Here is a 21,411-nt window from a genome sequence, read left to right as displayed (position 1 = left end):
GATTCCTCCTGCTGGTGCGCCGCGACTCGCGCCCACGATCGCGACGGCCTGGGGCGAGCCTAGCCGGTGCTCCGACGGGCGGTTCAGCCGAGGGAGACGATCATCTTTCCGGTGTTCTCGCCGCGGAGCAGACCGAGGAAGGCCTCGAAGCCGTTCTCGATGCCCTCGACGACCGTCTCGCGGTACTTCAGTTCGCCGGAGGCCAGCCAGCCGGCCACCTCCTGGACGAACTGCCCCTGGAGATCGGCGTGATCGCCGACGAGCATGCCCTGCAGGCGCAGCCGCTTGCCGATGACGAGGGCGAGGTTGCGCGGACCGGGGGTCGGCTCGGTCGCGTTGTACTGGGCGATCATGCCGCAGATGGTCGCGCGGCCGTGCACGTTGAACGAGGAGATCGCGGCTTCGAGGTGCTCACCGCCGACGTTGTCGAAGTAGACGTCGATGCCGTCGGGGGCGGCCTCGCGCAGCTGCTGCGCGACGGGGCCGTTCTTGTAGTTGAACGCGGCGTCGAAGCCGTACTCCTCGACGAGCAGCTTGACCTTCTCGTCGGAGCCGGCCGAGCCGATGACGCGCGAGGCGCCCTTGAGCTTCGCCATCTGGCCGACCTGGCTGCCGACCGCACCGGCCGCGCCGGACACGAAGACCGCGTCACCCTCCTTGAAGGAGGCCACGTCGAACAGGCCCGCGTAGGCGGTGAGCCCGGTCATGCCGAGCACGCCGAGGTAGGCGGAGAGCGGGGCGAGGGAGGCGTCGACCTTCACCGCGTGCTTGGCGGGGACGTCGGCGTACTCGCGCCAGCCGAGACCGTGCAGGACGTGGTCGCCGACCGCGAAGCCCTCGGCGTTGGATGCGACGACCTCGCCGACCGCGCCGCCCTCCATGGGGTGGTCCAGCTTGAAGGGCGGGGTGTAGGACTTCACGTCGTTCATCCGGCCGCGCATGTACGGGTCGACCGAGAAGTGCAGGTTGCGGACGAGGACCCGGCCCTCGGCGGGAGCGGTGACCGGCGCCTCACGCAGTGCGAAATCCTCGGCCTTCGGCCAGCCGTGCGGACGGGCTACGAGGTGCCATTCACGGCTGGACGTGGGAAGAGTTGCAGACATGGGCTCGGGGTCTCCTCGATGCCTAGGGGGTGCGGGAAGCCGTTCGGCCGGAGCAGAAAAGCTTCATGATGTGAAACAACCATGCGCCTGGATATTTCACCTTGTCAAGTAACCCGCTATCCTGGGTGTCATGGCCACCCCTCGTACGGACCCGCTGACCCTCGAAGTCGTCGAGCTGATCGGCGCGGTCGTGGCGCGCTACTACGAGGAGTACGAGCAGGCCGCGGCAGCCCACAGCCTCACCGGCGCCCAGGCCCGGGTCCTCGGGCTGCTCTCCCTGGATCCGCTGCCGATGCGCCGGATCGCCCAGAAGCTGAAGTGCGAGCCGTCGAACGTGACCGGCATCGTCGACCGGCTGGAGGCACGCGGCCTGGTGGAACGGCGACCCGACCCGGCCGACCGGCGGGTGAAGCTGGCCGCGCCCACGGAGAAGGGCGCCACGACGGCCCGGGAGCTGCGCGCCTCCCTCGACTTCGCCCGCGAGCCCCTGGCCGGCCTCTCCGACACGGACCGCGCGGTGCTGCGGGACCTGCTGCGCCGGATGCTGGGCGTGGAACCGCCGGCGCCGAGCGCCTGAGCGCCCCGGCCTGCTCGGCGCTCGCTCAGGGCCCGCTCAGGACCTGAGCGCCCGGCCCCTCAGCAGAACCACGGGAACCACCAGCACGCGTCGTCCGACGGTGTCGGCGCGGGTGTCGGGGTGGGCGTGGGCAGCGGCGGGGTCTCGGACGGCGGCGGGGTGCCGCCCGGCCCGCCCGGCTCCGACGGACCGCCGGTGGTGACCGACGGAGCCGCCGACGACGGTGCGGAGGCCGGGGCGGAAGCCGGGGCCGAGGTGACACCGCCGGGGCGCGCCTCGGCCGTGGCCCGGCCGGTCGGGCCGGCGTCCGGGGAGTGGGCGTCGGTGGCCGGGACGACCGAGGGACTGCCCACGGGCCTCCTCACCGGTCCGGGCGGCTCGGCCGTGTCGCTCGCCGACGGTTCCGGGGCCGGAGCGGTGGTGACGGACGTCGATTCGCGTACGTAGTCCGAGCCGCCGTCACCGCCGTCCGGTTCGGCCGCCAGCTCGGCCAGGCTCAGCGCACCGGCCGCGAGGACCACACCCAGGAGGACCAGCAGGACCGAACGGCCCCGGCGGCTGCGGCCCCGGCGGCCCCGGCGCGGCCGCTCGTCCGGTTCCGCGCGCCTGCGGCCCGGACCGTGTCCGCCGTGCGTACCGCCCCGCGTCCGGGCAGCGTCGTGCCCCCGGCGGCGGCGCCCCCCGGACGGGTGCGACGCCGCCTGTTCGTCCCGCGCTTCCGGCTCGTGGCCGAAGGACGCCGACAAGGCGTAGGGGCTCAGCGCCTCCGCGGGGGTTCCGCATCCGGCGCAGGCCAGGGCGCCGTTGAGATGTCGCTGACAGGGCTGGCAGTAATCCATGGCGCCCGCAGATTAGATGCCCGGCGGACAACGGAGAAAGCCGCTCAGGTGAGGGTCTTGTGTGGAACCGTTGATTCCATGACCACCGCAGCCCCCTTCGGCCCCCGCGAGTTCCAGCTCGTCCTGCTGCGCCGGATGGCCGACCACCAGCCCGGCCTCGTCGAGGACGCCCGGCACGAGCTGAGCGCCGGCCTCGCCGAGATGCGCGAGGCCAACCGGCGCTGGCAGGCCATGACGCGGGCGCCCCGGGGGCGAGGGGCGCTGCGCCGCTACCGCTCGGTGCTCGGCGAGCCCGAGACGTCCCTGCGGCGCACGGTCGGCGACCTGGAGTGCGACGCGCTGTTCTGGCCGGTACCGCTCTGGCCGGACCTGCGGTTCGAGGTGATGGTGGCACCGGGCGGCGCGGTGTGGAACGAGTGGCTGGTCCGGGCCCCGGGCGCGGCCGCCCCCGTGCTCGGCCCGGCCGAGGAGCTGCGCCCCTGGTCGTGCACCGTGAACGAGGTGGCCCGGGCCTTCGCGCCGGCCCGTCCGATGGAGGGCAGCGCGCCGACCCGCTGGGCCCTCGCGATCACCGACGCGGCCACCGGCACCCCGTACGTCGCCGAGTTCACCTGGGGGCTGTTCCAGCGGCTGCTCCCCGGTCCGCCCGGCGGCTGAGCCACGGCCGACACACCGTCAGCTCCGTACCTCCTCCGGCGTATCCCAACGCGCACGATGCCCCCGAACGGCGCACGATGCGAAGAGAACCGGCTGCCCGTCGGTCCCCCCATCAGCGCTCTCGGGAGAACCTGCCGTGACCGTCAGCCTTGAGCAGTTGCGCCGTTGCCATGTCGCCGTCGACCTCGGGGCCGCCCGTACCCGGGTGTACGTCAAGGGGCTCGGGCTCGTCGTCGACGAGCCGAGCGTCGCCGCCGTGAACACCCGTACGGGCTCGCTCATCGCCGTCGGCGCGCTCGCCGAACAGATGACGGGCCGCACCCCCGACTACATCCGGGTGGCCCGCCCGGTCTCCGGCGGAACCGTCGTCGACATCGAGATGGCCCAGCGCATGCTGCGCCATCTGCTCGGCGAGAAACTCCGCCGCCAGCTGCGCCGCAAGCCGCGGCTGCGCGCCGCCGCCTGCACCCCGCACGACAGCGACCCGCTGGCCCAGCGCGCCGCCGTCGAGACCCTGGTCGGCCTCGGGGCCCGCCGGGTCGAGCTCGTCGACACCCTGATCGCGGCGGCCGTCGGCTGCGGACTGCCGGTCGAGCAGCCGACCGCCACCATGATCATGGTGTGCGGGGCCGCGACCACCCAGATCGCGGTGCTCTCGCTCGGTTCCATCGTGACCGCGGTACGGATCCCCATCGGCGGCGACGCGATCGACCACGCGGTGATCCAGCACCTGCGCCAGTTCCACGAGCTGATGCTGCCGAGCCAGTCCGTGCGCCCCCTCCAGCTCGCGCTCAGCGGCAACGGGCTGACCCCGCACGGCCCTTCGGTGACCGAGATCCACGGCCGGGACGTGGCGACCGGCCTGGCCCGCTCCGTGGAGGTCGACACCGCCGCGGTGCGTCAGGCGATCCACCGGCCGCTGACCGCGGTCCTCGACGGCCTGGGCAAGATCCTGCGGGACTGCCCGCCCGACCTGGTGGCCGACCTCGCCGACTGCGGGATCATGATGGTCGGCGGCAGCGCGCTGCTGCCCGGCCTGGACCAGATGCTGCGCGACGCGACGGGCATGCCGGTACACATCGCCGAACGGCCCGACGTCTGCTCCGTCCTGGGGCTCGGGGCCATGATGGAGGGCAAGATCAGCCCCCTGGTCCTCGATCCGCTCGCCGGCTGAGCCCCACGGGCCCGGCGGATGACCGACGAACCACCCGAGCGGACGCCCGGCCGCGGTGTCCCGCAGTCACCGCGGCTGCCGGCCCTCCTGGAGGCGGTGCTGCGCGTCGGCACCACCCTCGAACTGCGGACCACCCTGCAGCAGATCATCGACACCGCCACCGCCCTCGCCGGGGCCCGCTACGGGGCGCTCGGGGTGCTGGACCCCGGGAGCGGAAAGATCAGCGAGCTGTTCGTCACCGGGCTGAGCGAGAGCGAACGGGCAGCCGTCGGCGGCCTCCCCGACGGGCACACGGGCCTGCTCGGCGAGCTCATCGAACACGCGCAACCGCTGCGCTCCGACGACCTGACCGCCGACCCCCGCTCCTGCGGCGTACCGCCCGGGCACCCCCCGATGCGCTCGTTCCTCGGCTCCCCGATCCGCGTCCACCACAGGGTGTTCGGGAACATCTACCTCGCCGAGAAGGACACCGGGCACTTCACCGACACCGACATGACGCTGCTCCGCGTCCTCGCCGCGCAGGCCGGCATCGCGATCGGCAACGCCCGGCTGTACGAGAGCGCCCGGCAGCGGGAGCGCTGGATCGAGGGCGCCGCCGCGGTCACCAACACCCTGCTGACCGGCGAGAACGCCTCCGACGCCCTGATGACCGTGGCGGAACGGGCCAGGGTCCTCAGCGACGCGTCGGCCGGGGTGATCCTCCAGCCCGACGAGGAGGGCGGCATGGAGATCGTCGTCGCGTCCACCCTGGAGGACCCGGCCGGGCTCGTGGGGACGGCGATCGCCCCCGGCTCCCCCGTCCTGGTCCAGCTGCTGGGCGGCGAGGCGGTCTTCGTCGACGACTCGGCGACCGATCCCCGGATGACCACCCCGGTACGGTCCCGCTTCGGACCCAGCATGATGCTGCCGCTGCAGAGCGGCGGGCGGCTCATCGGCACCCTGGCCCTGCCCCGCCGGCGCGGCGCCCGTCCGTACACGGACGTGGACCGGCTGCTGGCCTCGCAGTTCGCCTCGCAGGCCGCGCTCGCCCTGGTCCTGGCCGACTCCCAGCACGACCGCGAACAGCTCGCGGTGTACGAGGACCGGGACCGGATCGCCCGCGACCTGCACGATCTCGTCGTCCAGCGGCTGTTCGCCACCGAGATGATGCTGGAATCGACCCGCCGCCGGGCCCGTGCCGAGGACACGGACGAGCTGCTCGGCCGGGCCGTCGACGAGCTGGACTCCACGATCCAGGAGGTGCGGACGGCCATCTTCGCCCTTCAGCAGCCGCCCGCCGAGGCCCCCGCCACCTTCCGGGGCCGGGTGCTGCGGGAGACCAGCGGCGCGGCCGCCGTCCTCGGGTTCCCGCCCTCGGTGCACTTCGCCGGTGCGGTGGACGCGCTCGTGCGGGACCCGGTGGACGGACAGCTGCTCGCCGCGCTGCGCGGTGCGCTGGCGGCCGCGCACCGGCGGGCCGGGGTGTCGGCGATCGAGGTGGAGGTGGACGCGACGGCCGTGCTGCCCGACGGCCGGGCCGGGGTCCGCCTCTCGGTCGCCGACGACGGGCGCGAACCCGACGGTTCGCGCGCGCCGACCGTCATCTGGCAGGCGCCGCTCTGAGCGCGATCCTGGTGCTGGAGTGGGCGACGCCCGCCTCTCGCTTGAGTCTGCGCAGCAGCCCGTCCAGGGCCGCGGTGTCGGCGGCCGTGGCCCGTACGAGGTAGTCGTGCCCGCCCGTCACATGGACCACTTCGGTGATTCCGGGCAGGGTCAGCACCGCCCGTTCGAACACCTCGTTGGTGGTGTCCGTCCGCAGGGTCACGTCGATGAAGACGACGAGTCCGGTCCTGGTGTCGGCGGCGGGGTCGATGATCACGGTGAAGCCGCGGATGACACCGTCCCGGCGCAGCCGGCGCACCCGGTCGGCCGCCGCGTTGGCGCTGAGCCCGACCCGTGTGCCCAGATCGCGGTACGAGATCCGCGCGTCCTCCTGGAGAACGCCGAGGATTTCCCTGTCCAGACGGTCCATACCGCGATTGTCCCAGCTCCGGGCCGATCGCGACTGCGGAGACGCCGGCCGCCCATGGGACACGGCCGTCGCGGGCCTCACGTTCGGAGTAACCCGACGGGCCCACGGCCCGCCCGCGCACTTGACTGACTGTGTGGACACAGCAGCGAAGCAGTCACCAGCCCCGGCCACCGAGAAGCCCTCCGGCGCCGCCTACCGCAACCTCGTGATGGCCACGATCGGCTTCGCGCTCACCTTCTGGGCCTGGAACCTGATCGCGCCCATGTCCGCCGACTACAAGGACCGGCTGGGTCTGAGTTCGTTCCAGCAGTCCCTGCTGGTCGCCGTTCCGGTGCTCGTCGGCTCGCTGGGCCGCATCCCGGTGGGCGCGCTCACCGACAAGTACGGTGCGCGGCTGATGTTCCCGCTGGTCTCGGCGCTCACGATCGTGCCGGTGCTGCTGCTGATCCCGGCGAAGGACTCCTACGGCGCGATGCTGGCCGTGGGCTTTCTGCTGGGGCTGGGCGGGACGACGTTCGCGATCGGCATCCCCCTGGTCAACTCCTGGTTCCCGCCCGCCGACCGCGGCCTCGCGCTCGGCGTGTTCGGCATGGGCATGGGCGGCGTCGCCCTGTCCGGCTACTTCACCCCGCGGATCGCCAAGCACGGCGACAACCTGCCGTTCCTCGTGGTCGCCGCGGCGCTCGTGGTGTTCGCGGCGCTGGCGGCGGTGCTGATCAGCGACCGGCCCGGCCGCCAGGTGCCGACCGACACACTGGCCCATCGGCTGGGAGCGGCGGGGCGGCTGCGCGTCACCTGGGAGCTGTCCGCCCTGTACGCGATCGGCTTCGGCGGCATCGTCGCCTTCGGCGTCTATCTGCCGACGTACCTGAAGACCTGGTACGAGCTCTCGCCGACCGACGCCGGCACGAAGGCCGCCGGCTTCGCCCTGGTCACCGTCATCTTCCGGCCGATCGGCGGCTGGCTCTCGGACCGGATGCACCCGGCCCTGGTCTCCTCGGCCGCGCTGGGCGTCGCCGCCCTGATGGCCATCGTCCAGGCCTTCGACCCGAAGCTGGTGCCCGGCGGCACGATCGCCCTGCTCGTCATGGCGGCCGGGCTCGGCACCGCGAGCGGCAGCGTCTTCGCCCTGGTCTCGCAGGTGACCCCGCAGGCGAAGGTGGGCAGTGTCACCGGCATCGTCGGCGCGATGGGCGGCCTCGGCGGCTTCGTCCCGCCGCTGGTGATGGGTGCGATCTACAGCGCGAAGGGCTCCTACTCGATCGGCTTCATGCTGCTGTCCGACCTGGCGCTGGCGGGCTGCGTGTACGCGTACGGGCGGATGCGGACCATTCAGCGGGACGCCTGAGACGCCCCCGCGGCAAGCAAAGAACGGCAGCGGCCCCGCCGGGACGCTGCCGTTCGTCGTGGGCCGGGTCAGTGCGGGGCGGGGGCCGCCGCGCGCTGCTGCTCGAACCGTTCGGCCCAGTAGGCCGTCCGGTCGAGGTAGGCCGTCTCGGCGGCCGCCCCGGTCTTGCCGTAGGCCCCTTCGTAGGTCAGGTAGCCGTGTCCTGCGGGCGGGGTGCTCGACGCGGGTTCGATCGGGCTGCCTTCGTGCCATTCGTTGAAGGAGGTGACGGAGACCCAGGTGGGTGATCCGCCGATGGCGGGGTCGAGCGCGTTGCTCCACTCCAGGTCGTAGGCGGCGCCGTCGTCCCGGCCCAGGGTGGGTGTGGTGTTGCCGGGTACGGCACGGTCGTCGATGTAGCCGGGGGCCACCGAGGGCGCCCAGACGAGACCGTTGGCCTGCGCGTACGCCCCTGCCTGCTGCCAGCCGGGGGCGGTGGCGCCCGCGATGCCGTCGTAGGTGTAGATCCCGCCGAAGTGCGCGACCTTGGTGGTGTCGGTGGTCTGCGCGAGGACGATGGCACTGTCCCGTACGGCGTCCAGGGCCGACCAGTCCTGGATCCGCAGGCTCTCGAAGACGTAGAAGGCCGGGCGGTTGCCGTGCTCCGCGTCCCGGTAGTAGGCGGGGCTGTCGCCGTACGTGCTGTTCAGGTAGGCGATGTCGTCGACCACGGACGCCGCGGTCCTGCCGCTGTACGGCTCGATGTGCCAGGCGACCTTGATCCCGTGCCGGGCGGCGGCGGCCAGGACCTGGCCGGCGAGGGAGTCCTCGTACCCGCCGCGCCCCCACCAGCTGTAGACGATGACGCCCGCGCCCGAGCGCTCGATCCACTTCATGTGCTGTTCGACGGCCCCGGCGGTGTCACCGGAGTCGTACGGGCCGAGCTTCGGGTACAGGTCGGCGCCGATGTCGTCGGGCGGGGTGTGGCCGCCCTGTTCCCAGTGCCGCCAGCTGCCGTTCGTCTCCGGGGTGCCGTACCAGGGGTAGTAGAAGAGGTGCACGTCGGAGGAGCCCGACGCCGCGGCCGGTGTCCCCTCGGCCAGGGTGAAGCTGTCGATGTCGAAGAGTGCCCCCGCTCCCCCGGTGAAGCGCAGGAACAGTGGTCCCGAACCGGCGGCCGTGAGGGTGCCGGTGACCTCCGTGAACGTCTCCCAGCCGCCGGTCGGGGCGACGGCCACCGATCCGAGGACCGGCCCGGTGGCCGATCCGGAGCGGACCTCGATGGTGCCGCCCGCCCCGGCCGAGGAGACCCTGGCGGTGAAGGAGGCCGCCCCGGCCGTGTCGACGGAGGCGTAGCCCGCCCAGTCGCCGTTGTCGATGTACCCGAGGGTGGCCCCGCCGCCGGCCCCGGCGTGCGCGGCGCTCTGCACACCGGACGAGGAGGTGTACGACTCCGCCTCCACGGGGTCGTCATCCGGGTCCGTGCTTCCTGAGCCGCAGTCGGCCTGCGCCGCGCCGGCCGCGTACTGGATGCCGCCGAGCAGCAGCTGCCGGAAGTCCGGATCACTGTAGGACTCGATGGTGTGGCCGAGCCCGGTGTAGAAGGACCGCCCCTGCTGCTGCGGGTGGCACCAGGTGATCGGGTGGTCGTCGCCCATCTCCCCGCCGGTGTAGCTGCTTTCGTCCAGGGTCTGGAGCACGTGGACGTCGGCGCGCGGGTTGGTGCGGTAGTTGTACAGCTCGTCGGACCGGGTCCACACGTCGTCGAGGTGCGCGGTGGCCGGGTGGGCGTGGTCCTCGGTGACGACCTTCGCCTGCTGGATCGCCGGATGGCTCTTGAACCAGGCGCCGACGAGGTGCTCGTACGCGGGCCAGTCGTACTCCGTGTCGGCGGCCGCGTGGACGCCGACGAATCCGCCGCCCCCGTCGACGTACGCCGACAGCGCGTCCTGCTGCGCGCTGTCCAGGACGTCGCCCGTGGTGCTGAGGAAGACCACCGCCTCGTAGCCCGCGAGGTTCTGCGGGGTGAAGGCCCCCGCGTCCTCGGTGGCCGTGACGGTGAAACCGTCCGCCGTGCCGAGTTCCCGGATGGCGGTGATGCCGGCCGGGATGGAGTCGTGTCGGAATCCGGCAGTCTTGGAGAAGACCAGCACGTCGTACGGGTCGGCGGCAGCCGCGGCCCCTGCGGGGGCGGGGGCCAGGAAGGCCGCGCCGAGGGCCAGTGCGGCGGCGCACGCGACATGGCGTGCGTGCCGGGCCAGTTGGCGTCTCATCCGTGGATCACCCTTCCGTCTCGAAGGTGAAGGCGTCGATGTCGAACAGATTCCCCTGGCCCGTGGGGCCCTTGAAGACGAGGAAGAGTCCGGTGGAGCCGGCGGGGACGTTGCCGAGGCCGGCCGACACGTCCGTGAAGGTCTCCCAGCCGCCGGTGGGAGGGACGGTCAGGGTGGAGAGCAGCGTGCCCGTGGCGGAGCCCGCGCGGACCTCGATGGTGCCGCCGGGTCCCGCGGACGAGACCCTGGCCGAGATGCCGGTGGCGTTGCCCAGGGCGTACGGGGCGAAGGAGATCCAGTCGCCGTCGTCGGTGAAGCCGACGGTGGCGCCGCCCTCGGCCGCGCCGTGCTGGGCGGGCTCGATGCCGGACTGGGCGGCGAAGTGCTCGGCCTGGCGGTGGCGCGGCTGCAGGACGCTGTCGCTGTGCGTGGTCAGGCCGCCCGCGTCGGTGTACTCGGCGTCGAAGACCCCGTAGATGTTGGCGGCGCTGTCGTGCTCACCGTCGACGGGGACGTCGATGGTGCCGGAGCAGCCGTTCTTCGAGGTGATCTGGTGGCGGTGGCTGTCGTGGCCGAGCAGATAGGTGACCTTCACCTTCGCGCAGTCGACCGTGCCGTCCTCCGGGTCGGTGACGGTGACGGTGAAGGGCACGGAGTCGCCGAAGGAGAAGAGCGCTCCGTCGGCCGGGGCCGTCAGCGTGACGGTGGGGGCGGTGTTGCCGGCCGTCACGACGAGGCTGGCCGTGCCCGTGAGCCCGTCGGGGTCGGTGACCTTCAGGGTCGGGTGGAAGGTGCCGGCGGTGGTGTAGGTGTGGTGCGGGTCGGCCTCGGTGGAGGTGGCACCGTCACCGAAGTCCCAGGCGTAGCCCAGCGCCCCGCCCTCGGGGTCCGCGCTGCCGGCCGCCGAGAAGGCGACGGCGAGCGGGGTGGGTCCGGAGGTGCGGTCCGCCGCGGCCTTGGCGACCGGCGAACGGTTGCTGCCCGCCAGGTACTCGACGCGGTAGAGCGCCTGGTTGCCGGAGCCGGTGCCGTAGTCCAGGACGTACAGCGCACCGTCCGGGCCGAACGCGGAGTCCATGACCTGGGTCCCGGTCCAGGGGAAGGTCTCGATCGTCCCGGGTGAGCCGTCGGCTTTCACCTCGACCGGCTTGATCCACTTGCGGCCGTACTCGGTGGCGAAGAAGCGGCCGTCGAGCGATGCGGGGAACTTCACCGACGACGGGAGGTTCGCGTCGTAGTGGTAGACCGGACCGGCCATCGGCGATTCGGAGCCGCCGCCGAACTCCGGCGGGGAGCCCGCGTCCCCCGCGTACCTGATCCAGGCGGGCTGCACGGCGGGGAGCTTCGGCTGACCGGTGTTGCGGAAGGAGTTGTTGGCGGGGCCGCCCGCACAGTCGTACTTCGCGCCGGACGGGCCGCTCGGGAAGGTGTACTCGTTGTACGTCTCCGACGCGGTGTTGGTGCCCGTGCAGTACGGCCAGCCGAAGTTGCCGGGGCCGGTGACCCGGTCGAACTCCACCTGGCCGCTGGGGCCGCGGCCGGCGTCCGTGGTGCCGGCGTCGGGGCCGTAGTCGCCGATGTAGACGGTGCCGGTGGGCTTGTCGACGGACATCCGGAACGGGTTGCGGAAGCCCATCGCGTAGATCTCCGGGCGGGTCGCGGCGGTACCGGGGGCGAAGAGGTTGCCCGCCGGGATCGTGTAACCGCCGTCGGCGGTGGGCTTGATCCGCAACAGCTTGCCGCGCAGGTCGTTGGTGTTGCCCGAGGAGCGCTGGGCGTCGAACTGCGGGTTGCGTTCGGTGCGTTCGTCGATCGGCGCGTAACCGCTCGACTCGAAGGGGTTGGTGTCGTCGCCGGTGGTCAGATAGAGGTTCCCGGCCGCGTCGAAGTCGATGTCGCCGCCCACGTGGCAGCACTGGCCGCGGTCGTTGGCGACTTCGAGGAGGACCTTCTCGCTCGCGGTGTCCAGGGTGCCGTCGGCCTTCAGCGTGAACCTGGAGAGGTTGAGGTGCCCCTTCCATGCCTCGAAGTCGGCGGCGGAGCCGGTGACGGGGGCGTCGCCGGCCGGGGTGTTCAGGGCGGGCGAGTAATAGAGGTAGAGGTAGCGGTTGTTCGCGAAGTCCGGGTCGGCCGCGACGCCCTGGAGCCCTTCCTCGTCGTGTGTGTAGACCTTGAGCTCGGCGGCGGTCTTCGTCGCCCCGGAGGCGTCGGTGAGGCGGACCGTGCCGTCGCGGGCGGTGTGGACGACCGAGCGGTCCGGGAGGACGGCGAGGGACATGGCCTCGCCCAGTTCGTCGGCGCCCAGGGCAAGTTGGACCTGCTGGTAGTCGGCGGCGGGAATATCGGCCGGGGCGTGGACCGCGGTGGGGGCGGGGGGTGCGGCGGCCGCGGTGCCGGCGGCGAGTCCACCGGTGGCCACCAGAGTCAGCGCGGTGACGACTCTGGACCACAGTGGGGGAGACAAGAACATGAACGCGTTCCTTCCTGACGGTGCGTGGGGTTGTCAGGCAAGGCGCTGTCGCGCTTTGCGACGTGCGTGTGCGGCCGGACGAGCAACGAGACATGACCAGGTGGGGCGACCAGGTTTTTTCTTCCCGGACACGCCGGAATGCTCGGACGGAGTGAACTTTTTGCATGCTGGCAACGCAAAATTAATTTGTCAAGGTCACAACCAAATCCCTCTCGGGTGCCCCGTACAGCCACCCGCGCCGCGGTTCGAGCGAGGCTCCGGGGCCGGAAGCGCTTCACCGGATGACGGTCCGGAGCGCGACAGGGAGGGGTCGGCGAGCGGCGTCACACGGCTTCGCGTCCAAGCCGGAGGAGGGGCGCGAAACCGGACGCCGACGGCGCCGGAGACGGAGCCGCGGGGCGTCGCGAGCCCGCCCGCTCCCGCGCACCGGTCGTTAGGCTTCGCGGCGTGATGCCACTCTTGCCTGCACTCCAGGACACGGCCGGCCCGACGGCTTCCCGCGAAGCCATCCGTTTCGGCGAACTGACCCTCACCTACGCACAGTTGGCAGCATCGGCGGATGCGCTGGCGGCCCGCGTCGCCGGCGCCGGGCGGGTCGCTGTCTGGGCCACCCCCGCCCCGGAGACCGTGGTCGCGGTGGTCGCCGCGCTACGGGCGGGGGTGCCCGCCGTACCGCTCAATCCGAAGACGGGCGAGCGGGAACTGGCGCACATCGTCGCCGACAGCGCGCCCTCGGCCGTGCTGGCCGCGGCCGAGGACGTACTGCCGCCCGCACTGGCCGGGCTGCGACGGATCGACGTGTCCGTGACGGCCCGGCCCCCCACGGACTCGCGGTTCCCCGACCCCTCCCCCGAGTCCCCCGCCCTGGTCGTCTACACGTCCGGCACCACCGGCCCGCCCAAGGGGGCCGTCCTGCCCCGCCGGGCGATCGCCGCCTCCCTGGACGCGCTGGAGGACGCCTGGCAGTGGACCGGGGACGACGTCCTCGTCCACGCCCTGCCGCTGTTCCATGTGCACGGCCTGATCCTCGGCATCCTCGGCCCGCTGCGGCGGGGCGGTTCGGTGCGCCATCTCGGCCGGTTCTCCACCGAGGGCGTGGCCCGGGAACTGGGCTCCGGCGGCACGATGCTGTTCGGCGTCCCGACGATGTACCACCGGCTGGCGGAAGCGCTTGCGGACCCGTCGGCGTCCGAGGGCCTCGCCAAGGCGCTCGCGGGGGCCCGGCTGCTCGTCTCCGGCTCGGCCGCGCTGCCGGTCCACGACCACGAACGGATCGCGGCCGCGACCGGCCGCCGGGTCATCGAGCGGTACGGCATGACGGAGACGCTGATGAACACGGGCGTCCGGGCCGACGGCGAACCGCGTCCCGGCACGGTCGGCGCCCCGCTGCGCGGCGTCGAACTCCGCCTGGTGGAGGAGGACGGCACTCCGCTCGCGGACCCCGCGTCCATCGGCGAGATCCAGGTCCGCGGCCCGAACCTGTTCACCGGGTATCTGAACCGCCCCGACGCCACGGCCGCGGCCCTCACCGCCGACGGCTGGTTCCGCACCGGCGACATGGCCACGCTCGACCCCGACGGGTACGTACGGATCGTCGGCCGCAAGGCCACCGACCTGATCAAGAGCGGCGGCTACAAGATCGGCGCCGGCGAGATCGAGAACGCGCTCCTGGAGCACCCGGGCGTCCGCGAGGCCGCCGTCACCGGCGAACCGGACCCGGACCTGGGCGAGCGGGTCGTCGCCTGGGTGGTACCGGCCGATCCCGCCGCCCCGCCCTCGGCCGCCGAGCTGGCCGACCACGTCGCCGCCCAGCTCTCCCCGCACAAGCGCCCGCGCACGGTCCGCTATCTGGACGCCCTGCCGCGCAACGACCTGGGCAAGATCATGAAGCGGTCCCTCCATGGCTGACCGGCTGACGGCCCGGGAGGCGATCGCCGCACTGACGACCGACTTCACCGAGTCCGCCGCGCCTTCGGGGGCCACCAGATCTGCCGAGTCCGCCGCGCCTGCGGGGACCACCACGTCTCCCGTGACCCACACGCCCGGCCCGCACGGCGCACCCGACCGGGGCCCCGCGGCCGACGGACCGCTCGACTGGTCCGGGTACGCCGACTCCCGGGCCCGGGCCACCGCCCGTACCGGCGAGCAGGAGTCCGTCGTCCACGGCACCGCCACGGTCGGCGGCCGGACCTGCGTGCTGATCTCCTTCGAGTTCGGCTTCCTGGGCGGCTCGCTCGGACAGCGCACGGGCGACCGGCTGGAGGCGGCGTACGAGGAGGCCACGGTTAAGCGCCTTCCCCTCGTCTCGCTCATCGCGACGGGCGGCAGCCGGATGCAGGAGGGCATGATCGCCCTCACCCAGCTGCACCGGGTGGCCCGTGCGTCGGCCCGGCTGCGCGCGGCCGGCCCGGCCCAGCTCGCGGTCCTGCGCGACCCCACGACCGGCGGTGGCTGGGCCACTCTGGGGGCGGGCGCCGATGTGATCCTGGCGCTGCCGGGGGCACAGGTCGGGTTCGCCGGATCCCGGGTACGGCCGGACGGCGCGGACCCCGGTGCCTACACCGCCGAGGGCCAGCTGACGGCCGGCCAGATCGACGCGGTCGTCCCGCCCGGCGAGCTGGCGGCCACGGTGGGCCACTGGCTCCGGCTGCTCGCCCACCGCGACACCCCGCCGGCCCCCGCCCCGGTCCCGGCCGCCTTCACCACGAGGGGGCTCCCCGGGACCGGCTGGGACGCCGTGCTCCGGGCCCGGTCCGCGGACAGACCGCACGCCGAGGCGTATCTGAACGCCTACTTCGGCCTCCGGCTCCCGCTGAGCGGGGACCGCTGCGGCGGCACGGACCCGGGGCTGCTGTGCGGCTTCGGGCTGCACGAGGGTGAGCCGGTCGCGTACGTGGCGCAGTGCGGCACGGCGACCCGGCCGGCCGGCTACCGCACCGCGGCCCGGGTGATCAGGCTGGCCGACCGGCTCGGGGTCCCGGTCCTGACCCTGGTCGACACCCCGGGCGCGGCCAATGACGCGGAGGCGGAGCGGGCCGGTGCGGGAGCGGCCATCGCCGACGCCTTCGCGGCGGTGGCCGCGGCCGGGGTCCCCGTCACCACCCTGGTGATCGGCGAAGGAGGCTCGGGCGGGGCGCTGGCCCTGGCGGCGCCGGACAACACCCATGTCACCGCGGACAGCTACTTCTCCGTCATCGCCCCGGAGCTCGCCGCGGCGATCCTGAAACGCACCCCGGACCGGGTGCACGCCACGGCCGACCAGCTGCGGCTGCGCCCACAGGACCTGGTGGACCTCGGCGTCGCCCGCTCGGTGGTCCGTTCCGTCGTCCGGGCGGACCGGCCGGGGCCCTGACCCGTGTCCGGCGCGCAGGAGGGGCGAGAGGTGGTTAGCGTGTCACGGGGGCCATTCACACCTGAGGAGATGACCGGTCATGGCCGCAGAGCCGAAGGGCACACCCTGCTGGGCCGACGGGACGTTCGGCGACCTCGAAGGGGCGAAGCGCTTCTACGGTGAGGTGCTGGGCTGGACGTACGGCGAAACGCAGTCCGAGTACGGCAACTACACGCAGGCCCACGTGGACGGCAAGGCGGTCGCCGCCGTGATGCCGCGCAGGCCGGGCCACGACGAGCCCGCCACCTGGTGTCTGTACCTGGCGTCGCCGGACGCGGCGGCCACCGCCGCCAAGGTCCGCGAGAACGGCGGCACGGTCGTGGTCGAGCCGATGCAGGTCGGTGAGTTCGGCACGATGGTGCTGGCGAGCGACCCGGGCGGGGCGGCCTTCGGAGTGTGGCAGGCGGGCTCCCACGAGGGCTTCGAGGCACGGACGGTGCCGGGCGCCTACGCCTGGGCCGAGATCTTCACCCGGGAGCCGGAGAAGGCGGACGCCTTCTTCCCGGCGGTCTTCGGGTACGGAGTGAAGCGCATGGTCGACGACGCGGTCGACTTCACGCTGTACGACCTGGGCTCGGACCCCGTCCTGGGCCGGATGAAGATGACGGACGACTTCCCGTCCGGGATGCCGCCGCATCTGAACGTGTACTTCACGGTCGCGGACTGCGACGCCGCGGTGGAGAAGGCGAAGTCGCTCGGGGCGGAGATCCGGTTCGGCCCGATGACGATGCCGTTCGGCCGGTTCGCCGCGCTGACCGATCCGCAGGGCGCCATGTTCTCGCTGATCGACGGCACGACGACCGGGGGCGACATGCCCACGATCGAGAAGGTGTCCTGACCGGTCGTGCGGACCCGTCGGATCAGGCCTCGGGTGCGCTCGCGTCGTAGCGCGCGAACCCGGGCCACCGCAGTGCCAGCAGCGCCACCGCGACCACACACGCGATCCCGCCGCCGGTCACGGCGAGGCCCGGGGACGTCAGGTCGGCGACGGACCCGGCCAGGAAGTCGCCGAGTCGCGGTCCGCCCGCCACCACGACGATGAACACGCCCTGGAGCCGGCCCCGCATGTCGTCGGGGACGGCGGCCTGGAGCATGGTGTTGCGGAAGACCATGGACGTGGTGTCGGCGGCCCCCGCGAGGGCCAGGAAGAGCAGCCCGAGCCAGAGCTGACGGGTCAGCCCGAACACGGCGATGGCGGTCCCCCAGCCCGCGACGGCGAACATGACGGTGAGGCCCTGGCGCCGGATCCGCCCGAGCCAGCCGGAGAACACCCCGCCCAGCAACGCCCCCAGGGCCGGGGCGGCGACCAGCAGTCCGGTGGTCTTCGCGTCACCCCCGTACCAGAGCCCGGCGACGACGGGGAAGAGCGCGCGCGGCTGGGCGAGCACCATGGCGCACATGTCGGTGAAGAAGGTCATCCGCAGATTGGGCCGGCTCCCGAGGAACCGCAGCCCGTCCACGACGGAGGCGCGTTTCGTGTCCGCGGCCTTCCCTGCGCCCCGGTCCGGCAGCATCGAGGGCAGCCGCCACATCGCGTACAGCGAGGCCGTGAACGTGATCGCGTCGACGCCGTACGCGGCACGGTACCCCCACCAGCCGACGATGAGCCCGCCGAGCATCGGTCCGACGAGGGCGCCCGTGGTGCTGGTCATCGAGGACAGCGCGTTCGCCGCGGGCAACTGCTCGGCCGGCAGCAGCCGGGCGATCATCGAGCTGCGGGCGGGTGAGTTGAGCGCGAAGCAGACGGCCTGGAGCGCGACGATCCCGTACAGCAGCCCCACCTGCTCGACCCCGGCCACGGTCACCGCCACGAGCGCCGCCGAGAGCAGGAACGACCCGAAGGCGCTGGCCAGTCCCAGCTTGCGCCGGTCGACGGTGTCGGCGACGGCTCCGCCGTACAGCCCGAAGACGGCCAGCGGCACGAGCGAGCAGAACCCGATGAGCCCGACGGAGAAGGCGGAGCCGGTGAGGTCGTACACCTGGAGCGACACGGCGAGCGCCGTCATGCCCTGGCCGATCCAGGAGACCGTGTTCCCGAACCAGAGCCGCCGGTAGTCGGGGGAGGTCCGCAGCGGGGTCAGGTCGGCGAATATCCGGGATTTCGAAGCCGTCGCATCGGCCGCGTCCGTCGGTTCGGTCAGGGATTCGGTCACGGAGCATGGTAACGACCGGCCCCGAGGGGGCGGACCGGGCCCGGCGGCCTCACGGCAGGGGCCCCGGCCCGGCCTCCGCGCGCGGAGCCGGAGGCCGGCCGGACCCTCAGCCGATGATCGCGACCGGGGCGTCCCATGCGTCGCGGTCGACGGTGATGGTGTAGCCGCCGCGGGTCTCCTTGCTGTTGACCATGTACTGGTGGCCGCGGCTGTGGTCGGTGAACTGGGCCGGCTTCCACGGCCAGTCCGTGGTCGTCGTGTTCTTCTTGTCCCACAGCGCGTACCAGAGGTTGCCCGGCAGGTCCGTCTTGTTCGTGGCGGTGGCGATGGCCTTGGCGCTGGAACTGCTGAAGCCGTAGAAGCCGCCGCGGTAAGTGGCGTTGCGCAGAGTCCTGGTGAAGGACCGCACGTACGTCAGGACGGCGTTGTTGCACGCCGTGTCGGTGATGCTGTACGGCTCCATGTCCAGGTAGACGGGGCTGCCGGCCTTCATCCCGAGTGCGGATGCCTTGGCGATCGCGTCCTTGGCGTTGCTCGCGCCGACGGAGGAGGCCGTGGAGGCGGTGAACCTCTCGCGGTTCGCGCTCTTCTGGCACGGCGGCTGCGCGCCGACGTAGAGCGGGATGAGCTTCCATCCGGTGGCGCTGACCGACTTCACCCAGGACTTGGTCAGGTTGGGCTGGGCGCAGCCGCGGTTCTTTCCGCCGATGTAGACGGCGGCGGCGCCGTAGTACCCCGTGTGCCACGCCTTCATCGCGCTGAGCGAGGGCGCGGTGCAGGCGTCGAAAGCCCGGCCGGTGTAGGTCTTCTGGGCCGGCCACGCGGTAGCCGCCATGGACGTCTGTGCCGCGATCCCGGCACCTGCGACGACGACGGCCCCCGCTGTCGCCCACGCGATGTAGCGGCCTTTTCTGGACAGCCGATGTCTGGACATTCCCCACCCCATTCAATGCGGCTCGCGGCCGCATCCGACGCAACCACCGACGGCGGCCGACGGGATCCTGTGGCAGGGCCCGTCGTGCTCCTCGATCGTGGTGCGGCACGCGCGCACTCGGTCGCGCGGCATCCGTGCTCCGGAAGTCCGCAGCGCATCGCACCCTAGCCGACGCGCTTGACGTGCCCGCAACGGACCCGAGCACCGCCGCTCGCCGCTCGCCCGCGTCGGCCGGCCCCGCGTCCGGGTCGCGCGTGGGACGAGGATCCACCGGTCCGTGGCACCCGGGTGCGGGACGTTCCCGGCATGCGAAACGCCTGCACGCCGGGGCGTCCGCGGGTCACCGTCAGAGAACCTCCTGCGGGAGGTAGAGCGGCATGGAGTCCTCCCACTGGCTGTCGGTCAGCATCTTCCTGCCGGAACCGTCGGCCTTCATGCTGAAGATCTGGCCGTAGGGCTGGAAGGTGTTGTCGTAGAGCGCGGCCTCCTCCCGGAAGCCGTACATGCCGCTGCTGTACAGAATGCATCCGTCGTGGTTCCAGACCGCGTGGCCGTCGTTCGCGCCGGTGCCGGTCAGGACCTTCAGGCCGGTCCCGTCGGGGCGGATGGTGCACACGTCGAAGTTGGTCGTACTCGTCCTGCGGGTGAAGAGGATCAGCTTGCCGTCCGGGGACCAGTCCGGCAGGTTGTCGGACTCGGTGGTCAGGACGGTCGTCGCTCCGGTGGAGAGATCGAGGACGCGCAGGCCGTTCTCCTCACCCCATACCCGGTACACGACCCGGTTGCCGTCGGCCGAGTAGCTGGGGAAGCCCGCGTTCGTCGTACTGTCCGTGAGCGCTTCCAGCGCCGATCCGTCGCTGCGCACCCTCATCACCGTGGCCGTGGTCTCCGCGCGCTCCTGGAACCATCCGCCCAGACCGAACGCGATCCACCGGCCGTCCGGGGACCAGGACGGGCGGAAGGCGCCGGCCAGCCCCTTGGCGACCATGACCGGGTCGAGTCCGCTGTTCGCGGTGTCGAAGGCGACCTCGACGTCCGAGCCGTCCGGGTTCATGGTCACGATCGAGGACTTGCCGGGACCGGTCTGCTTCTCCGTGAGCGCGAGCCTGCCCTGCGACGAGATGACGGGGAACACGTCACAGAACCGGTAGTCCCAGTCCGCGTCCCAGCTGTAGAGGGGCGCGTCGAGGGCGCGCGTGGTGAAGCCGACCTTCTCGTAGATCACCGACTGCCCGTCCGGCGACCAGACCGGCGAGCGCAGCGCCCGCTTGACGGACGGCAGCGTGCCCGAGGCGTAGGCCAGACCCTCGTCGGGTCCGCCCTTGACGAGATAGCCGATCTCGGTGGCGTTGACGTACTGGGGGGCCACCTTCAGGTGGGGGCCCGAGGTGTGTTCCACGCGGTCGGTGCCGGTCGCGGCATCGACCGAGACGATCTGTGACTCGACGATTCCGATGGCTTCCGGGCGGTGCGCTCCCCAGGTGCCCTCGGTGGTGATCTCGTAGTAGACGATCCTGGTGCCGTCCGGCGACCACTTCGGCGAACCCAGGCAGTAGCCCGGCTTGGTGGCCACCTGGCGGAACCCGGTGCCGTCCCGCTTGATGGCGTAGATGCTCAGTTCCTGGGTGTGTTCCCAGCCCTTGCCGTCGTTGTGCCCGCGCCAGGTCGTGTTGCGGTCGCTGGAGAAGGCGATCCAGGTGCCGTCGGGCGACCAGGACGGACGGAAATGCCCGTCGGGGCTCGCGGGATCGCCGGCCAGGGCCGCCGTGCCGGTCAGGTTGGTCAGCTTCTTGGTCCGCAGGTCGAGCAGCCAGATCTGCGAGAGGTGGTCCGCCGAGCGCGTGGAGGCGAAGGCGAGGGTGTTGCCGTCCGGCGACAGAGCCGCGGCGTCGTCCATGGCCGGCCCGGTCACCAGGGCCTGGACGCCCACGCCTTGGCCCGATCCGTTGAGACTGGCCCAGTAGATACAGGAGTTGCCGTCCCCGGTCCGCTCCGAGGTGAAGAACACCTTCTTGCCGTCGGCCGAGAAGGCGGCGTGCCGGTCGTACGCCCCGCCGGCCAGCAGCATGCGCTCGTTGGAACCGTCGGCGTCGGCCATGTACAGGGTCGACGAGGACGGCCCGATGCGGTTCATCAGCATCACGCCCTTCTTGCCGGAGGCGGCCGCGGCCACCGCGAAGGGCCGGGGCAGGAACGCGGCACCGGCGACTGCGGCACCGGCGGTGAGGAACGCTCGACGCTTCATGTCGGAAGACATCACTGTCTGGGTCCTTTCGATGGCGGAGGACGTACGGCTCCGGGGGACATCGCCTCGCTCGACGTGATCGTCGGGCTGCCGGAGGGCTCTGCGGGGGTTCTCACGGCCACGGCCGAGACACGCCCGAGGGTTGGCCCGGTTCGTTGGCGACACGCGTCCGTCACACGGATTGTCGAACAAGCTGGGCGCGACCGTAACACCACGGAAATCGCCTCAGCAAGAGATTGCACAGAAAACGAGGTCCG

16 protein-coding genes are annotated in these 21,411 nt (G+C 72.3%); 8 read left to right on the top strand and 8 right to left on the bottom strand.

Annotated elements, in window-relative coordinates; genetic code table 11:
• Positions 1-83: 83 nt before the first annotated feature.
• On the bottom strand, positions 84-1,103 hold the full coding sequence (locus ACGFZA_RS17680; RefSeq protein ID WP_385283714.1) for an NADP-dependent oxidoreductase: 1,020 nt from the start codon (positions 1,101-1,103) through the stop codon (positions 84-86).
• Between the two features lie 130 nt (positions 1,104-1,233).
• On the opposite strand from ACGFZA_RS17680, the gene ACGFZA_RS17675 reads away from it, so the two are divergent.
• Positions 1,234-1,680, top strand: a complete 447-nt coding sequence (locus ACGFZA_RS17675; protein WP_385283711.1) for a MarR family winged helix-turn-helix transcriptional regulator — start codon at positions 1,234-1,236, stop codon at positions 1,678-1,680.
• A gap of 59 nt (positions 1,681-1,739) precedes the next feature.
• Here the strand turns inward: ACGFZA_RS17675 and ACGFZA_RS17670 are convergent, their stop codons facing one another.
• Positions 1,740-2,519 carry a hypothetical protein gene (locus tag ACGFZA_RS17670; protein WP_393680039.1) on the bottom strand — a complete coding sequence of 260 codons (780 nt, stop codon included), beginning with the start codon at positions 2,517-2,519 and terminating at the stop codon, positions 1,740-1,742.
• 78 nt (positions 2,520-2,597) lie between these two features.
• On the opposite strand from ACGFZA_RS17670, the gene ACGFZA_RS17665 reads away from it, so the two are divergent.
• The 3 genes from ACGFZA_RS17665 to ACGFZA_RS17655 all read left to right on the top strand — a co-directional run bounded on the left by ACGFZA_RS17665 (position 2,598) and on the right by ACGFZA_RS17655 (position 5,952).
• The gene (locus tag ACGFZA_RS17665) at positions 2,598-3,176 is read left to right on the top strand and encodes a hypothetical protein (protein WP_393680037.1); all 579 of its coding nucleotides are present in this window, start codon (positions 2,598-2,600) and stop codon (positions 3,174-3,176) included.
• 136 nt (positions 3,177-3,312) lie between these two features.
• Positions 3,313-4,350 (top strand): rod shape-determining protein, encoded by a 1,038-nt coding sequence (locus ACGFZA_RS17660; RefSeq protein ID WP_385283704.1) that lies wholly within the window; start codon positions 3,313-3,315, stop codon positions 4,348-4,350.
• An 18-nt stretch (positions 4,351-4,368) separates the two neighbouring features.
• Positions 4,369-5,952, top strand: a complete 1,584-nt coding sequence (locus ACGFZA_RS17655) for a GAF domain-containing protein (RefSeq protein WP_393680034.1) — start codon at positions 4,369-4,371, stop codon at positions 5,950-5,952.
• Here ACGFZA_RS17655 and ACGFZA_RS17650 read toward each other — a convergent pair.
• Positions 5,930-6,361, bottom strand: coding sequence for an Lrp/AsnC family transcriptional regulator (locus ACGFZA_RS17650; protein ID WP_326736033.1), 432 nt, complete (start codon positions 6,359-6,361; stop codon positions 5,930-5,932). The genes ACGFZA_RS17655 and ACGFZA_RS17650 overlap by 23 nt on opposite strands.
• A gap of 133 nt (positions 6,362-6,494) precedes the next feature.
• Here ACGFZA_RS17650 and ACGFZA_RS17645 point away from each other — a divergent pair, with 133 nt between their 5' ends.
• Positions 6,495-7,709: an MFS transporter gene (locus tag ACGFZA_RS17645; protein WP_393680032.1), complete on the top strand. Its 1,215-nt coding sequence runs from the start codon at positions 6,495-6,497 to the stop codon at positions 7,707-7,709.
• A gap of 68 nt (positions 7,710-7,777) precedes the next feature.
• On the opposite strand, the gene ACGFZA_RS17640 is transcribed toward ACGFZA_RS17645, so the two are convergent.
• Positions 7,778-9,961, bottom strand: coding sequence for a ThuA domain-containing protein (locus ACGFZA_RS17640; RefSeq protein WP_393680029.1), 2,184 nt, complete (start codon positions 9,959-9,961; stop codon positions 7,778-7,780).
• 7 nt (positions 9,962-9,968) lie between these two features.
• A complete protein-coding gene (locus tag ACGFZA_RS17635; protein WP_385283692.1) occupies positions 9,969-12,431 on the bottom strand; it encodes a PQQ-dependent sugar dehydrogenase in 2,463 nt (820 codons plus the stop codon).
• Between the two features lie 450 nt (positions 12,432-12,881).
• Here ACGFZA_RS17635 and ACGFZA_RS17630 point away from each other — a divergent pair, with 450 nt between their 5' ends.
• The 3 genes from ACGFZA_RS17630 to ACGFZA_RS17620 all read left to right on the top strand — a co-directional run bounded on the left by ACGFZA_RS17630 (position 12,882) and on the right by ACGFZA_RS17620 (position 16,660).
• Positions 12,882-14,339: an acyl-CoA synthetase gene (locus ACGFZA_RS17630; protein ID WP_393680026.1), complete on the top strand. Its 1,458-nt coding sequence runs from the start codon at positions 12,882-12,884 to the stop codon at positions 14,337-14,339.
• Positions 14,332-15,783 (top strand): carboxyl transferase domain-containing protein, encoded by a 1,452-nt coding sequence (locus ACGFZA_RS17625; protein ID WP_393680024.1) that lies wholly within the window; start codon positions 14,332-14,334, stop codon positions 15,781-15,783. Before ACGFZA_RS17630 ends, ACGFZA_RS17625 begins: the two co-directional genes overlap by 8 nt.
• A gap of 79 nt (positions 15,784-15,862) precedes the next feature.
• Positions 15,863-16,660: a VOC family protein gene (locus ACGFZA_RS17620; RefSeq protein ID WP_385283687.1), complete on the top strand. Its 798-nt coding sequence runs from the start codon at positions 15,863-15,865 to the stop codon at positions 16,658-16,660.
• 22 nt (positions 16,661-16,682) lie between these two features.
• Here ACGFZA_RS17620 and ACGFZA_RS17615 read toward each other — a convergent pair whose 3' ends face one another.
• The 3 genes from ACGFZA_RS17615 to ACGFZA_RS17605 form a co-directional block, all read right to left on the bottom strand.
• A complete protein-coding gene (locus tag ACGFZA_RS17615; RefSeq protein ID WP_393680021.1) occupies positions 16,683-17,975 on the bottom strand; it encodes an MFS transporter in 1,293 nt (430 codons plus the stop codon).
• 106 nt (positions 17,976-18,081) lie between these two features.
• A complete protein-coding gene (locus ACGFZA_RS17610) occupies positions 18,082-18,909 on the bottom strand; it encodes a glycoside hydrolase domain-containing protein (protein WP_385283681.1) in 828 nt (275 codons plus the stop codon).
• 346 nt (positions 18,910-19,255) lie between these two features.
• Positions 19,256-21,154 (bottom strand): hypothetical protein, encoded by a 1,899-nt coding sequence (locus tag ACGFZA_RS17605; protein ID WP_393680018.1) that lies wholly within the window; start codon positions 21,152-21,154, stop codon positions 19,256-19,258.
• Positions 21,155-21,411 lie beyond the last annotated feature (257 nt).

Source organism: Streptomyces sp. NPDC048211 (assembly GCF_043202315.1).
Taxonomy (GTDB): Bacteria; Actinomycetota; Actinomycetes; order Streptomycetales; family Streptomycetaceae; genus Streptomyces.
This window is presented reverse-complemented; position numbering and strand designations above follow the sequence as displayed.

Bases quoted from the DNA above. Each gene is read 5' to 3' on its own strand.
- ACGFZA_RS17680 (WP_385283714.1), bottom strand. From the start codon at position 1,103: ATGTCTGCAACTCTTCCCACGTCCAGCCGTGAATGGCACCTCGTAGCC.
- ACGFZA_RS17670 (WP_393680039.1), bottom strand. From the start codon at position 2,519: ATGGATTACTGCCAGCCCTGTCAGCGACATCTCAACGGCGCCCTGGCC.
- ACGFZA_RS17620 (WP_385283687.1), top strand. From the start codon at position 15,863: ATGGCCGCAGAGCCGAAGGGCACACCCTGCTGGGCCGACGGGACGTTC.
- ACGFZA_RS17655 (WP_393680034.1), top strand. From the start codon at position 4,369: ATGACCGACGAACCACCCGAGCGGACGCCCGGCCGCGGTGTCCCGCAG.
- ACGFZA_RS17635 (WP_385283692.1), bottom strand. From the start codon at position 12,431: ATGTTCTTGTCTCCCCCACTGTGGTCCAGAGTCGTCACCGCGCTGACT.
- ACGFZA_RS17650 (WP_326736033.1), bottom strand. From the start codon at position 6,361: ATGGACCGTCTGGACAGGGAAATCCTCGGCGTTCTCCAGGAGGACGCG.
- ACGFZA_RS17610 (WP_385283681.1), bottom strand. From the start codon at position 18,909: ATGTCCAGACATCGGCTGTCCAGAAAAGGCCGCTACATCGCGTGGGCG.
- ACGFZA_RS17640 (WP_393680029.1), bottom strand. From the start codon at position 9,961: ATGAGACGCCAACTGGCCCGGCACGCACGCCATGTCGCGTGCGCCGCC.
- ACGFZA_RS17625 (WP_393680024.1), top strand. From the start codon at position 14,332: ATGGCTGACCGGCTGACGGCCCGGGAGGCGATCGCCGCACTGACGACC.
- ACGFZA_RS17665 (WP_393680037.1), top strand. From the start codon at position 2,598: ATGACCACCGCAGCCCCCTTCGGCCCCCGCGAGTTCCAGCTCGTCCTG.
- ACGFZA_RS17630 (WP_393680026.1), top strand. From the start codon at position 12,882: ATGCCACTCTTGCCTGCACTCCAGGACACGGCCGGCCCGACGGCTTCC.
- ACGFZA_RS17675 (WP_385283711.1), top strand. From the start codon at position 1,234: ATGGCCACCCCTCGTACGGACCCGCTGACCCTCGAAGTCGTCGAGCTG.
- ACGFZA_RS17605 (WP_393680018.1), bottom strand. From the start codon at position 21,154: ATGAAGCGTCGAGCGTTCCTCACCGCCGGTGCCGCAGTCGCCGGTGCC.